The organism is Rhodococcus sp. MEB041 (genome assembly GCF_030208955.1).
Lineage (GTDB): Bacteria > Actinomycetota > Actinomycetes > Mycobacteriales > Mycobacteriaceae > Rhodococcoides.
This window is the reverse complement of the sequence record NZ_JARVSZ010000001.1, coordinates 704,813-717,543: the sequence shown is the minus strand read 5'-3', so window position 1 is coordinate 717,543 and position 12,731 is coordinate 704,813. Positions and strand designations below refer to the sequence as shown.

At 68.0% G+C, this 12,731-nt stretch carries 13 protein-coding genes; 3 read left to right on the top strand and 10 right to left on the bottom strand.

The window, feature by feature from the left end; all coding sequences use genetic code 11:
- The 5 genes from QRN16_RS03365 to QRN16_RS03345 are packed head-to-tail and all read right to left on the bottom strand — an operon-like array spanning position 1 to position 5,129.
- Positions 1-759 carry a MerR family transcriptional regulator gene (locus QRN16_RS03365; protein ID WP_027504907.1) on the bottom strand — a complete coding sequence of 253 codons (759 nt, stop codon included), beginning with the start codon at positions 757-759 and terminating at the stop codon, positions 1-3.
- 44 nt (positions 760-803) lie between these two features.
- Complete coding sequence (locus QRN16_RS03360) at positions 804-2,297, bottom strand: flavin-containing monooxygenase (RefSeq protein ID WP_027504906.1); 1,494 nt, start codon at positions 2,295-2,297, stop codon at positions 804-806.
- Positions 2,294-3,214, bottom strand: coding sequence for a hypothetical protein (locus QRN16_RS03355; protein WP_027504905.1), 921 nt, complete (start codon positions 3,212-3,214; stop codon positions 2,294-2,296). The genes QRN16_RS03360 and QRN16_RS03355 overlap by 4 nt, the downstream gene beginning before the upstream one ends.
- 2 nt (positions 3,215-3,216) lie before the next feature.
- Entirely contained in the window at positions 3,217-4,086 is an 870-nt protein-coding gene (locus tag QRN16_RS03350) for an SDR family NAD(P)-dependent oxidoreductase (protein ID WP_222632789.1), read from the bottom strand.
- On the bottom strand, positions 4,086-5,129 hold the full coding sequence (locus tag QRN16_RS03345; protein WP_285184621.1) for an alpha/beta hydrolase fold domain-containing protein: 1,044 nt from the start codon (positions 5,127-5,129) through the stop codon (positions 4,086-4,088). Before QRN16_RS03345 ends, QRN16_RS03350 begins: the two co-directional genes overlap by 1 nt.
- 113 nt (positions 5,130-5,242) lie before the next feature.
- Between QRN16_RS03345 and QRN16_RS03340 the strand changes: the two genes are divergently transcribed.
- The 3 genes from QRN16_RS03340 (at position 5,243) to QRN16_RS03330 (ending at position 8,472) form a co-directional block, all read left to right on the top strand.
- Positions 5,243-6,283, top strand: coding sequence for a ferredoxin--NADP reductase (locus QRN16_RS03340; protein ID WP_285184620.1), 1,041 nt, complete (start codon positions 5,243-5,245; stop codon positions 6,281-6,283).
- A gap of 41 nt (positions 6,284-6,324) precedes the next feature.
- Positions 6,325-6,774, top strand: coding sequence for an SRPBCC family protein (locus QRN16_RS03335; protein WP_051613146.1), 450 nt, complete (start codon positions 6,325-6,327; stop codon positions 6,772-6,774).
- 117 nt (positions 6,775-6,891) lie between these two features.
- Positions 6,892-8,472: an alpha/beta hydrolase gene (locus QRN16_RS03330; RefSeq protein WP_502943975.1), complete on the top strand. Its 1,581-nt coding sequence runs from the start codon at positions 6,892-6,894 to the stop codon at positions 8,470-8,472.
- On the opposite strand, the gene QRN16_RS03325 is transcribed toward QRN16_RS03330, so the two are convergent.
- From QRN16_RS03325 to QRN16_RS03305, 5 genes are read right to left on the bottom strand one after another with little or no spacing between them, the layout of a single operon-like run.
- Complete coding sequence (locus tag QRN16_RS03325; RefSeq protein WP_285184618.1) at positions 8,382-9,104, bottom strand: DUF998 domain-containing protein; 723 nt, start codon at positions 9,102-9,104, stop codon at positions 8,382-8,384. The two genes, QRN16_RS03330 and QRN16_RS03325, sit on opposite strands and share 91 nt — an antisense overlap.
- A 21-nt stretch (positions 9,105-9,125) precedes the next feature.
- On the bottom strand, positions 9,126-10,469 hold the full coding sequence (locus tag QRN16_RS03320) for a DUF2254 domain-containing protein (RefSeq protein WP_285184617.1): 1,344 nt from the start codon (positions 10,467-10,469) through the stop codon (positions 9,126-9,128).
- A gap of 33 nt (positions 10,470-10,502) precedes the next feature.
- On the bottom strand, positions 10,503-10,904 hold the full coding sequence (locus tag QRN16_RS03315) for a RidA family protein (RefSeq protein WP_027504901.1): 402 nt from the start codon (positions 10,902-10,904) through the stop codon (positions 10,503-10,505).
- Complete coding sequence (locus QRN16_RS03310) at positions 10,901-11,665, bottom strand: IclR family transcriptional regulator (protein WP_222632793.1); 765 nt, start codon at positions 11,663-11,665, stop codon at positions 10,901-10,903. The genes QRN16_RS03315 and QRN16_RS03310 overlap by 4 nt, the downstream gene beginning before the upstream one ends.
- Entirely contained in the window at positions 11,662-12,678 is a 1,017-nt protein-coding gene (locus tag QRN16_RS03305) for a sugar kinase (protein WP_285184616.1), read from the bottom strand. The genes QRN16_RS03310 and QRN16_RS03305 overlap by 4 nt, the downstream gene beginning before the upstream one ends.
- Positions 12,679-12,731 lie beyond the last annotated feature (53 nt).

Here is a 12,731-nt window from a genome sequence, read left to right as displayed (position 1 = left end):
TCAGGCTGTGTGACGGTCCGAACGAGAGGTGTTGTCGATGGCGACCTCGAGGTACTCGCCGAGCTGCTCCTGCAGGTTGCGGTCGAGTGTGCGGCCGAGCAACGAATGCACGGAATCGACTGCGAGAGTGCGCATGATCTGCAACATCTCGGTGGCCCGGAGGACGTCGTCACCCTCGGGAATCCAACCCTCGCCGTAGCGGTCGACGATGTGACTCTTCACAGTCGAGATCATGTCCTTGGACATTCCGTCGACGGCCGCATGGAGCCGTTCGTGGATGTCCATGACCTCGCGGATTCCGAAGCCGTAGGTCGCGAGGGAGGTGAAGCCCTGCAACAGCTTCGGATCGGTGAACGTACATCGGTCGCCGTCGATGCGGGCGAGTCCGTACTCCACGAGCCTGGACAGCTGGACGCCGTCGGGGTCGCCGAGCATCTCCCGCGCCTCGTCGACGGAGACCGACTGCACCTCGCCGGTCGTCGACCACGGCTCGGTGAGGGCGCGCTGCAGACCGAGAACCTCGGTGAGGTCCTTGCCGCTCTCCCAGCCGTCGATGAAGTCGCTGATGTGTGTGGTCGTGTAGCCGCGCTGGAGCAGGATGTCGATCAGTCGCAGCCGGGCGAGGTGCGAGTCGTCGTAGATGCCGACCCGCCCCCGCTTGCGCGGGGGCGGGAGCAGTCCACGTTCACGGTAGGCCCGGACGTTGCGCGAGGTCGTGCCCGCGGCATGAGCCAGTTCGTCGATGCGGTACTCGGTCATCGACTCACTCCTCCACTCGGCCGGACCTCCAGACTAACGCTCGGTCACACCGCGGCGACGACCTCGTCGACCGGTGCCGTCGCTGCCGCCGTCACCGAGTAGTCCGGCAACAGCACCGTCTCGAGCTGCTTGACGTACTGCGTGGCGAAGCCCGGGAACATCGTGGCGTTGAAACCGTCCTCGGTCAGGTACCAGCTCGAGCACCCCGAGTTCCACGTCGTCTTGGTCAGCCGCTGCTGCAGGTCCGCGTTGTACTCGGCCTGCACCGAGGCGCGGACGTCGAGCACGAAGTTCTGGTTCACGGCGGTGGCGATGGCATCGACCAGGTAGTCGATCTGCGCCTCCATGTAGACCAGGGCGGAGCTGTGGCCGGGTCCGGAGTTGGGCCCGAACGTGAAGTACATGTTCGGGTACCCGGACACCGCGATCGACTTGTAGGCGTGCGCTCCGCGGCTCCACTCGTCGGCGAGGACGCGCCCGTCGCGCCCGGTGATGGGGATCGGCGACCCGGTCTTGGAGACGTCGAACCCGGTGGCGAAGACGATTGCGTCGAACTGATGCTCGACTCCCTCGACCGTGCGGATTCCCTTCTCGGAGATCTGTGCGATGGGCCAGGTGACGAGCGTGCAGTTGTCCTTCTGCAGCGCCGGGTAGTACTTGCTGGTCATCAGCAGGCGCTTGCACCCGGCACGGAACTCCGGCGTGAGCTGGCGCCGCAGCCACGGATCCGGAACCTGACTGCGTAGGTGCAGCTTCGACACTCCCTCCACCACGCGGGTGAGCGGCGAGTTCCAGACGACCCCGAGTGCGACCGACTCGTGGCCCCAGAACCAGGCCTTGCGCGCGACGCTCTGGCTGAAGGGCACGCGGCGGTAGATCTCGCGAGTCAGTCCGCGGGTGCGGAAGTTGGTGCGGGGCAGCACCCATCCCGGCGTGCGCTGGAAGACCTTGACCGACTCGGCGACCTTCACCAGCTCGGGAACGATCTGCACGCCGCTGGCTCCGGTGCCGACGACGGCGACCTTCTTGCCTGCGAAGTCGTAGTCGTGGTCCCACCGGGCGCTGTGGATCTTCGCTCCCGCGAAGGTCTCGACGCCGCGGATCTTGGGCAGGCTGACGTTCGCCAGCGGTCCCGACGCCATCACGACGGTGCGGGCGAGGACGGGTTCCCGGTCCTGGACCGAGATCTCCCAGAGCGACCGGGACTCGTGCCAGGTGACGTCCACGACGGTGTGACCGAACCGCAGGTAGCGGCTCAGCTCGAACTTCTCGACCATCGAGTCGATGTAGCCCAGGATCTCCGCACTCCCGGAGTAGGTGTGCGACCAGTCCGGATTGGGGGCGAAGCTGTACGAGTACAGGCGGGACGGAATGTCGCAGGCTGCACCGGGATACGTGTTGTCACGCCAGGTCCCACCGGCACGTGTGCCGCGTTCGAGGATGGCGATGTCGCGAATCCCCCGTTGCTGAAGCCGGATCGCGGCACCGATGCCGGCAAATCCGCCTCCGATGACGGCGGTGGAGAGAATCTCGGTCATGCGACGGGCTCGTACGTGAGTTCCTTGGACCACGTGGGCTGCGGGCGCAGCAGCCGCTTCGGGTACTTGGCCGTCAGCGTCACCATCGAGTCGGCGAACTTGTGGTACGGGTGGTCGCGGTTGATGACGACGCTCCCGTGCCAGCTGATGAAGCGGTACATCGGCAGACGCTTCGGAAACTCGCTGCGTTCGCCCACCTTCTTGAAGCGCTTCATCGCGGTGTAGAGGCGCTCCTCGTCGACACCCATCTCGACGATGTTGTCCCGCATCTTGTTCAGCAGTGGGATGTACCGCAGGGTGCCGATGATGAGCGACGGATGCATCCAGGCGCCGATCGTCTCGACGAGAATGCGGCGCATCTTCGCGTGCCCCAGCAGATCGATGACCTCGAAGTCGACGGCGAGGTGCCGCGACTCGTCGGCGTTGATGCGCTTGAACACTTCCTGGCAGACCGGGTCGTCGATCTCGTCGACGATGAACTTGACCAGCGCACCGTCGAGCGCGACCTCGAGCATCGGGATGACGGTGCCCAGCACGGCGAGCGGCGTCTGATCCGAGTACTTGTCGAGCCAGTCGATGATCAGCTTGACGTTGACGTTCGGCTGCGGGATCTCGTCGTTCTCGAGCATGCCCCACCGACGCATCAGTGCCAGTTCGGCATTCGCGTGCTTCTGCTCCTCCGCGTGGAAGTAACGGTAGATCTCGCGCAGCGTCTCGGTGGGCGCCTTGCGTGCCATCGCGGCGAATCCGCGCGCACCGACGTTCTCGATCCACATGAGGTCGGACAGGAACGGCTTGAGCTTGGCATGCTGCTCGGGCGGGATCATCTCGGCGCCGGGGGCGTCCCAGTCGATGTCCGCGAGGGACCACTGGCGGTCCTTGATCTTGTCCAGCATGGCGTCGAAGTCGAAGGCCATCGTCATACTCCTGTCGAGGCGGAAACAGCGGGAAGGGACTGTGGGGCGGGCTCGCCGGGGAGCAGGCGGTCGAGCAGCCCTGCTCCGCGGGTGTAGAGGGTGGGGAGGAGCCGTTTCGTCAGCCAGATGGCTTTCGCGTCGAGCTGGGGCACGACGTAGAGGCGGTTCCTGTCGTGCGCGTCGAGCGTGGTGACGGCGATCCGCTCGGGTGAGAAGCCGGTCCACCGCATCAACTTCTGCGCGAGTTCCGTGGAGCGCTCGGTGATGCGACCGTCGACCGCGACGTTGGTCTTGACGAAGGTCGGGCACAGCACGGTCACGTGGACACCCGACCCGGACAGTTCCGCCGCGAGAGTCTCGGACAGTGACATGACGCCCGCCTTGCCGACGTTGTAGGGCCCCATCGTCGGTGCCGCCGCGAATCCCGCGGCGGAAGCCACGTTGATGATGCCGCCGCGACCCGCGGTACGGAGCAGCGGAACGAACGTCTCGCAGCCGTGGACCACTCCCCACAGGTTGATGCCGAGCGCCCAGTTCCAGTCCTCGAACCCGATGTCGCCCACCGGCTTGCCACCGATGCCGACGCCGGCGTTGTTGATCACGAGCGTCGGCGCGCCACCGAACTCGAGCTCGGCGAACAGCGCGAGATCCTCGACCTGCGACTGCACGGCGACGTCGCACTGGACGGCAAAGCCGGGGCCGTCGAGCATCCGCACCGTCTCCTCGGCGCGTTCGAGTGAGATGTCCGCGCAGACGACGCGGCCACCGCGGCGGGCGATCTCGAGTGCGAAGGCGCGGCCGATGCCACTGCCGGCGCCGGTGACCACGGCGTCCGCCCCGTGGGTGAGGCGTGGTCTGGGTCGAGAGAACATCAGTGTCTCGTCTCTGTTCGATGGAGAGCTGTCAGGGCGTGCGCGGCGCGGGCGAGTGCCCGGTCCGCTTCCGGGCTGATGCGCGGCAGAGCCTGGAACACGTGCATCTGGTCGGGCCAGATCTCGAGCGAGCAGGTGCCACCGGCATCGACCACCAGATCGCGCAGGTGCTCGGCGTCGGCGACGAGCATCTCCGCACCGCCGGCCTGAACCACGAAGTGCGGCAGTGCCGTTCCCGCCTCGACCGCCAGTCGTAGGCGCCGCCCGTCGGGATCCTCGCCGCGTGTGTAGAGCGCGGTGAGTGCCCGCGCCGCCGCTGCGGAGATCATCGGGTCGCGACGGATGCGCTCCCGGTTCTGCGCGAGGGTGAAGGTCAGATCGATCAACGGCGAGAACAGGAGGACCGCACCAGGCTGCGGAACCGATCGTCGGGCGTTGTCCAGCACCAGGTCCAGCGCGAGGTGACCGCCCGCCGAGTCACCGGCCACGACGACCGACTCGGGTGCGTGGCCGCTCGACAGCAGCCAGCGGTACGCCCGCTCGACGTCGTCGGCTGCGGCGGGGAAAGGGAACTCGGGGGCGAGTCGGTAGTCGACCACGAAGACCGGACGCTGCGTCGCGCGGGAGAGACGCGACGCCAAGCCGCGGTGCGTCCGTGCGGAACAGATCGCGTACGCGCTGCCGTGCAGATAGAGGATCGGGTCGGCGGTGTCCACGGAACCGTCCCCACCCTCGACCGGCCTCCGGCCTGCCCCATCTTCGACCGGCCTCCGGCCTGCCCCATCTTCGACCGGCCTCCGGCCTGCCCGCGCGTCGACCCACTCCCCGACCACACCGTCCTCGCGCACGGTGCGGACGACCGTGCCGGGTGCGATTCCGCCGCAGGCACGCATGGCCACCTCGACGAGGACGCGGGCGACGCGTTCGCCGCCGCGTCCGAACGGCAGTCGGGACGCGATGGGTCGCAACGTCGACTGCGTGGCTCGGGCCGCGGCGCGGGACCGCAGGGACCCCCGCTCGGGGATCGGACGCGTCGATGTCATGCCGGAAGCGTCACGGATGACTGTGCCATTTGTCAATGGCCTATAGTTCAATGAAACAATCTTCGGTGTAGTCCGGAGTGCCGGACACACCCGGCCGACGAGGGGAAGACATCGTGGCGATCGACTCCGCGGACACCGCCGTCCGCACACTCCGACTTCAGGTCGACGAGGTGATCCGCGAGACGGCGGACGCGGTGACGTTGGTCCTGTCCACCGCCGACGGCGAGGCCCTGCGCTACCGCCCGGGCCAGTTCCTCACGGTCGAGATTCCTCTGAGCGACGGCGGTTCCGCCGCTCGGTGCTACTCGTTGTCGAGCAGTCCCGACACCGGCGAGCGCCCCGCGATCTCCGTCAAGCGCACCGCGGGCGGCCTCGGGTCGAACTGGCTGTGCGACACCGCGGCGACAGGATCCGCACTGACGACGCTGGCTCCCGCGGGCACCTTCGTTCCCGCGCGATGGGATCGCCCGCTCGTCCTGGTCGCCGCCGGCAGCGGCATCACGCCCGTGCTGTCCATCCTCAAGACCGCGTTGGCGTCGCACGACTTGCAGGTCGTGTTGTTCTACGCGAACAGAGACCCGGACTCGGTCATGTTCGCCGCCACCCTCGACGATCTGCAGCAGCGGCATCCGGACCGCCTCACGGTGCGGCACTGGCACGAGTCGGCGTCGGGCCTGCCCACTGCCACCGGTCTCACCGACGCCGTCTCCGGCATCGCCGACGCCGACGCGTACCTCTGCGGGCCGGGGCCGTTCATGGACGTGGCGCAGCAGGGGCTCCTCGCGGCGGGGGTGTCGCCCGAGAACATCCACCGTGAGGTGTTCACGTCGATCACCAGCGACCCGTTCCACACCACCCTCGTCGAGACGTCCTCGGCCACGGGCGTTCCCGTGTCCGCGGAGGTCGAGGGCGACGATCACTCGTTCCACTGCGCACCCGACACCGTGCTGCTCGACGCCATGCTCGCCGAGGGAATCGACGCCCCGTTCGTGTGCCGCGAGGGCAACTGCGGCGCCTGCGCGTTCACTCTCGTCAGCGGTGACGTGCACATGCGCGTCAACGACACACTGGATCAGTACGAGCTCGACCGGGGAGTGCGCCTGGCCTGCCAGTCGGTGCCCGTGTCCGACGCTCTCACCATCCGCATCGACTGACCGACCGAATCCCTGACACCACAGCCGCACCAGGAGACCTCATGCCCGTCATCACCAAGCACGTCGAGATCGCCGCACCGGCGTCGGCGACCTTCGACTACCTGTCCTCGTACGAGAACGTGCCGGACTGGATGTTCGGCGTCACCTCGTTCGTCCCCGTCGGACCGGTGTCGCGCGGCACCGGCGATCGCTTCGACGCCGAGATGAAGCTCGGACCCAAGGCTCTGCACTCCACGGTGGACATCGTCGAGTGGGTCGACGGTTCCGTCATCGCGTTGTCGTCGGTGAAGGGTTTCGAGACCAGTTCTCGCTGGGTGGTCACCCCCGTGGACGACGGACACTGCGTCGCCGACGTCGAGTTCCGCTACGAGTTCCCCGGCGGGTTCACGGGCAAGGCACTCGCGAAGGTGGTCGAACCCTTCATCAACCAGGGGATCTCCGTCACCGATCGGACCCTGCGCTCCCGGTTGGAGTCGCCGCGCAGCACCTAGACTCACCCGGTGACCACGAAGGACCAGCGAGGACGCATCGCCACCGCACTGTGGCGGTGGTGTTCCCGCTTCGAGCCGATCGGCCTCGTCGTCGGACTGGTCTTCTACTGCTGGTCGATGTCCCCGTCGCTTCTCCCCCGACCGTGGTACCTGCAGGCCGTCGCCACGGGCCTCTCGGTCGCATGCGGTTACGGCGTCGGCGTCCTGGTGGTGTGGGGTGTCCGCCGGATGGAGCTCACGCGTGAGTGGCCGGATCGCCTGAAGCGCTGGGGGTGGTACGCGATCGCCCTCGCCGCCGTGATCGTGCTGCCCCTGTTCCTCGTGCTGGGAGCGTGGTGGCAGAACATCTCCCGCGAACTCGTGGGCATCGAACCGAGCCAGTCGTGGGACTACGCCGGAGTCTTCGTCGTCGCCGCGTTCGTCGTCGTCCTGGTTATCACGCTGGCGCGCGGAATCCGCCGCGTCACAGACGTTCTCATCGCACTGATCGGTCGCGTTCTCCCGCCGCCCGTCTCGCGCGGTCTCGCCGTCGTCGCCGTCGGTGTGGTGCTGGTGTTCGCCGTCGAGGGGCTCCTTGCCACCGGGATCTCACGCATCTCCAACGGGTCCGCCGCTGCGGCCGACACCGGGAGCGCCGAGGGCGTGGAACGGCCGTCGGCGCCCGAACGGTCGGGCTCGCCCGAGTCGAACGAGGAGTGGGACACCCTGGGCCGCGAGGGGCGCACCTTCGTCGCGGGCGGCCCGACGTCGGACGAGATCGCATCCGTGACGGGACGGCCCGCCCTCACCCCGATCCGGGTCTATGCGGGACGCAAGTCCGTCGACGCCGACGGGCTCGGCCTCGGCCGGGACACCGTCGACTCGCTCGCCGACCGACTCGTCGCCGAACTGGACCGAACCGGCGCCTTCGATCGCGAGTACCTGGCGATCGCGACGACCACCGGTCGAGGGTGGGTCAACGCGTCCGTCGCGTCCTCACTCGAGTACCTCGCCGGCGGCGACACGGCGATCGCGGCGGTCCAGTACTCGTACCTGCCCAGTCCGTTGGCGTTCCTCGCTGATCGGGACACCCCGCTCATCGCGGGCCGCGCCGTCTTCGAGGCCGTCTACCAGCGCGTGCAGGACCGTCCCGAGAGCGATCGCCCGAAGCTCCTCACCTTCGGCGAATCGCTCGGGTCGTACGGCGGCCAGGACGCCTTCTCCGGGATACAGGACATGCTGGCTCGCACCGACGGCGCGCTGTGGGTGGGGACGCCCAACTTCTCCGAGCAGTGGTCCCGTGTCACCGACTCACGAGACCCGGGCAGCCCCGAGATCCTGCCCGTGATCTACGGCGGGCAGAACGTCCGCTTCGCCGCGGAGCCGTCCGATCTCGACGCACCCGGTCTGGTGGACTGGGAGAGCCCGCGCATCGTGTACTGGCAGCACCCCAGCGATCCGATCGTCTGGTGGTCGTTCGACCTGCTGTTCGGCAAGCCGGACTGGCTCCGGGAGCCTCGCGGCGTCGACGTCGACAAGGGCATGACCTGGATTCCCCTGGTCACGTTCTGGCAGGTGACGCTCGACATGGCGCTCGCCGCCGAGGTGCCGGAAGGCCACGGTCACGCCTACGGTCCCGATGCCGCCTCGATGTGGGCGTCCGTCCTCGGCGTCGCGGATTCTGCGCTGGTGGAGCGGGTCACCGACGAACTCCGATAGGCACTCGCCCGCACCCACCACGCCACCGAGATCAGGGCGATCACCTCGACGACCACCAGTAGTCGTTCGACGTACCCGAGCGTGACGACGCGGTACCACGGCGTGGTCGTCGTCATGCCGATCAGCAGCGCGTACGCGATGGGCAGGACAGCCGCCACGGACAGCAGGCCGAGCGTCATCGTCCGACGTGCGTGGCGTCGCCACTGCGGTGATCGGATCCACGGAGCGGCGAAGGCGATCACTGCCACCGGAATGCTGACGAACGCGACCGCGGCGCCCGCGCGGTGCACCGCGCCGCCGAGTCCGAGCGTCGCGTCGTTGCTCCAGTCCTGCTTGGGAACCGCGACCACGGCGACGAGTCCCACCGTCCACAGTGTCATCGCCACCGCGGCGACCGACGACGCGCGCAGCAACGACTGCCGGACGGCCGCGATCAGAACGGCGCCGGATCCGACGGCGAGGAGCAGCACCCCGGCCGTGAACACCCACTGCTGCGCGCCCAACCCGTACTCGCTGATGGTGCGGCGCAGATGCGACGGCGACCCGAGCGCGGTGACGACATCGAGGACGACGACCGTCGCGGCGCCGAGCAGGATGGAGAGAAGCCCGAGAGAGGCGAGGCGGGTCTGCACAGGGTCCTTTCGGCAGCGGATCTACGACTCCACTGTGCCTGACGGTGAGCCGGACACGGCGACCGTACGGAGACGCCCACGCGCGCGGTCGATCTGGTCGAGGCAGGAATCCCGCCCAGCCGGATCCGTCATCTCCCGTCGGCACGCCTCGTCGAGGAGGTCGAGGTGGTACCGGACGCGGTCGATCGACGCGGTGTCGGTCGCTGCCGCACCGAGCCGCTCCGCCATCCGGATACCGGCAGCGACCACCATGGGGCTCGCCATCGCGTAGATCCGTACCGCGCCGAGTGCGTGGTCGATCAGGTCGACCACGGGCACCCGACGCAGAACGATCCGTACCGTCCGGGCATCGTCGGTCCGGGCACCGCACGGCGGCGGACGACCGACGAGAGTGGCCATCCCGACCGACAGATCGTCCAAGGCGTTGCGAGCGGTGTACGGATCGTTCGTACCCGAGGACAGAGCCCGCACCGCCATCTCGGCCAGCTGCTCGACGGCGAACTCGATGTCGTGCTGCGGAGTCCGTTCGTCGCCGATCTCGACCGCGGACTCGATCTCGCGCAGGTGTGACGCGGAGGCGGATCCGCTCCACCGTCGTGACTCCGCGATGGCGTCTCCCTCGATCACGTGCTCGCCCGGTCTGCAGAGCAGCACCACGACGGCATCGGCGTCGACGGCCGAGGACAACGCCGCGTCCTCATCCACGTCGACGACGACTCCGGAGCGCGGAGCACGCACCGTGTCGACGTGGTCGGGCAGCGTCACCTCGGAATCCGACGCCGCGTCGGCCGGCGGCTCCGTCGGGTAGAGCTCGTCGACGGCTGCGGAGAGTTCGTCCCGCACGCGCGAGGACAGCGTCGCCACCTGGATCGACTGGGCGATGTGGTGGATGAAGTACACCAGGACGCCCACGTCGAGCACCGCGAGGAGCACGGCGACGTTCACCGCGATGTCGGGTACGAAGACGTCGCCGTCCGCGTCGAGCGACCGGATCGAGCGCAGCACCATCAGTGCGTAGAGGAAGGTCGCCCCGAAGATGCCGAGCACCACCTGGTTCCCGCGGTCCGCCATGAAGTTGCGCACCAGTCGTGGGCCGTAGGTCGAACTGGCCGTCGCGAGAACGGAGATGGTGATGGAGAAGGACGTCGCCGCCACGCCGAGCATCGACCCGCCGATGGCGCCGAGGATGTCCCGGCTGCCACTCGCGCCCACGTGATAGAGCAGCGACCCGCCGATCCCGATGCCCCGATCGAGGAGCCACCGGTCCAGAGCGACCAGGAGTTGAGCCAGGACGACGGCGACGACGCCCAGGACCGCAGGAACGAACCAGAACGTGCCCTGCAGCCGTACCCACCGTCGTCTCATGGGTTCATGGTGCCCTGACGGTGGGTCGACGTGTCAGACCACCGCGATCGCGTCGATCTCGACGAGCATCTCCTCGCGCGGCAGTCCGGTGAACACCGTTGTGCGAGAGGGCAGGACGTCACCCTTCGTGTGTTCGAGGACGAAGGCGCCGTACGCCTCGTTCATGACGGCGAAGTCCTCACGCTTCGTCAGGTACACCCGCAGCATCACGACGTCGTCGAACGTTGCACCGCTCGCCTCGACGATGGCCTTGACGTTGGTCAGCGTTCGCGTGGTCTGCGCCGCGACGTCGCCGGGGTACAGGTACTCGTTGGTCGCCGGGTCGACGGGTCCCTGCCCGGACACCTGAACGAACGGGCCCTTGCGCACGCCCTGCGAGAAGGTGTGGGCGGGTGCAGGCGCATCGGTCGTGAGGACGGCGATCTTGTCGGTCATGCGGGTTCCTTCGTCGGGGTCGGACTCCAGCCGAGTTCGGCGGAGATGGTCTCGGCCACCGCGCGCACCTGCGGCAGGGTGCCGAGGACGCGGGCGTGGTCGAGCAGCATGTCGGGCACGGACATCGACACCGCGGCCACGATCGAGCCGGTCCCGTCGCGCACCGGCACGCCGATGCAGTTGACGAACGACTCGTGTTCCTCGTGGTCCTCGGCGTATCCCTGACGGGTCACGAGGGCCAGTTCCTCGAGGTAGCGCTCGGGCGTGTCGATGGTGCGGTCGGTGAAGCGGGTGTACTCGATGCGATGGGCGACGCGGACCTGCTCGTCCGCAGGCAGTCCCGAGATCAGGATCTTGCCGACGGCGGTGCAGTGCAACGGTGCCGGGCGTCCGACACGCGAGTACATCCGCACGCTCTGGGTGGCGTCGAACTTGTCGATGTAGACGGCTTCCCCGGACTCGTAGGTGGCGAGATGGATCGTCTGCTTGGTCTCTGCGTTCAGTGTCGCGAGGTACGGCCGCGCCAACGTCCGGATGTCGCGCTGCTCCAACGAGCGATTGGACAGTTCGAACAGTGTCGATCCCAGGCGATACCGGTGTTCGTGGTCGTGCTGGACGAACCGCTCCGCCTCCATCGCGCGCAGCAGTCGCAGAACAGTGGTCTTGTGCACGTCGAGGTGGGCGGCCAACTCGTCCAACGATCGCGGACCGTCGGCCAGCACCCGGAGCAGGCTGAGCGCGCGGGACACACTCTGACTCATACGGCGATTCCCCTCTCGGCGTCGTAGTCGATGCTCGACCACTCCTCGTCCGAGGATGTCACCAGTGCATCGAGACGGTGCAGCGGAAGCAGATGGGCGGCGTCGCCGTGCGCGGTGAGGGCGCCGGCGGCGCACAGGTGCCCCAGCCTGATCGCACGCTGCTGGTCGTCGCCGCGGAGGACACCGGCCAGGTAGCCACCGGCGAACGCGTCTCCCGCACCGATCTTCTCGACCACCGACAACCGCAGGGCCGGGACGTCGACACGCTCGGCGCCGTCGAATCCCACGACCACGTGGGCGTCGTTCTTGATCACCAGGCGGCGCGGCTCGGGGAACAGGCCACGCAGCGCGTCGGGGTCTCCGGTGCCGAACACCGCGTGTGCTTCGTCGGCGCCCATCAGCACGATGTCACTGTGTCGGACCTGCTCTGCAAGAACCACATCGGCGCTCTCGGCGGTCCACAGTCGGGGACGGTGGTTGAGGTCGAAACTCAGCAGACCGGGCGACGACGCCAGCGCGGCCGCAGCGTCGCGCGCGGTGTCCGACAGGGCGAGCGTGATGCCGCTGACGTGCACGAGGTCGGCCGCTGCGAGCATCTGCGTCGCACCGACGACATCGTCGACACACAGCGCACTGGCGGCGGAACCGCTGCGGAAGTAGGTCATTCGGCTCTCCCCGGCGGGTAGGTCGGACGCGTGACCGCTGCCCGAACCACGCTCCTTGACGTACATCCCGGTGGTGCGGGTCTGGTCGACGATCACCGCCGACGTGTCCACCCCACTCGCGCGCAGCGTTTCCGTCAGGTAGCGGCCGAAGCCGTCGTCACCGACGCGCGAGAGCCAGGACGCCTCGACGTCCAACTGGGCGAGGACTCGCGCGACGTTGGCCTCGGCTCCTCCGGCCGACCGCTCGAACGTGTCCGAGTGTTCGAGCGGGCCGGGCTGAGCGACCATGACCACGAGCCCCTCGCCGACACACACCACCCGTGGAGTCGCCGCGCCGGGTGATCTCACATCAATTCCCTTCGATGTCTTGCGAGTTGTCCCTGTTCGTTGCAGACTAACGA

Coding starts and splice junctions, on each gene's coding strand:
- QRN16_RS03365 (WP_027504907.1), bottom strand. CDS start 759: ATGACCGAGTACCGCATCGACGAACTGGCTCATGCCGCGGGCACGACC.
- QRN16_RS03360 (WP_027504906.1), bottom strand. CDS start 2,297: ATGACCGAGATTCTCTCCACCGCCGTCATCGGAGGCGGATTTGCCGGC.
- QRN16_RS03355 (WP_027504905.1), bottom strand. CDS start 3,214: ATGGCCTTCGACTTCGACGCCATGCTGGACAAGATCAAGGACCGCCAG.
- QRN16_RS03350 (WP_222632789.1), bottom strand. CDS start 4,086: ATGTTCTCTCGACCCAGACCACGCCTCACCCACGGGGCGGACGCCGTG.
- QRN16_RS03345 (WP_285184621.1), bottom strand. CDS start 5,129: ATGACATCGACGCGTCCGATCCCCGAGCGGGGGTCCCTGCGGTCCCGC.
- QRN16_RS03335 (WP_051613146.1), top strand. CDS start 6,325: ATGCCCGTCATCACCAAGCACGTCGAGATCGCCGCACCGGCGTCGGCG.
- QRN16_RS03330 (WP_502943975.1), top strand. CDS start 6,892: ATGTCCCCGTCGCTTCTCCCCCGACCGTGGTACCTGCAGGCCGTCGCC.
- QRN16_RS03320 (WP_285184617.1), bottom strand. CDS start 10,469: ATGAGACGACGGTGGGTACGGCTGCAGGGCACGTTCTGGTTCGTTCCT.
- QRN16_RS03315 (WP_027504901.1), bottom strand. CDS start 10,904: ATGACCGACAAGATCGCCGTCCTCACGACCGATGCGCCTGCACCCGCC.
- QRN16_RS03310 (WP_222632793.1), bottom strand. CDS start 11,665: ATGAGTCAGAGTGTGTCCCGCGCGCTCAGCCTGCTCCGGGTGCTGGCC.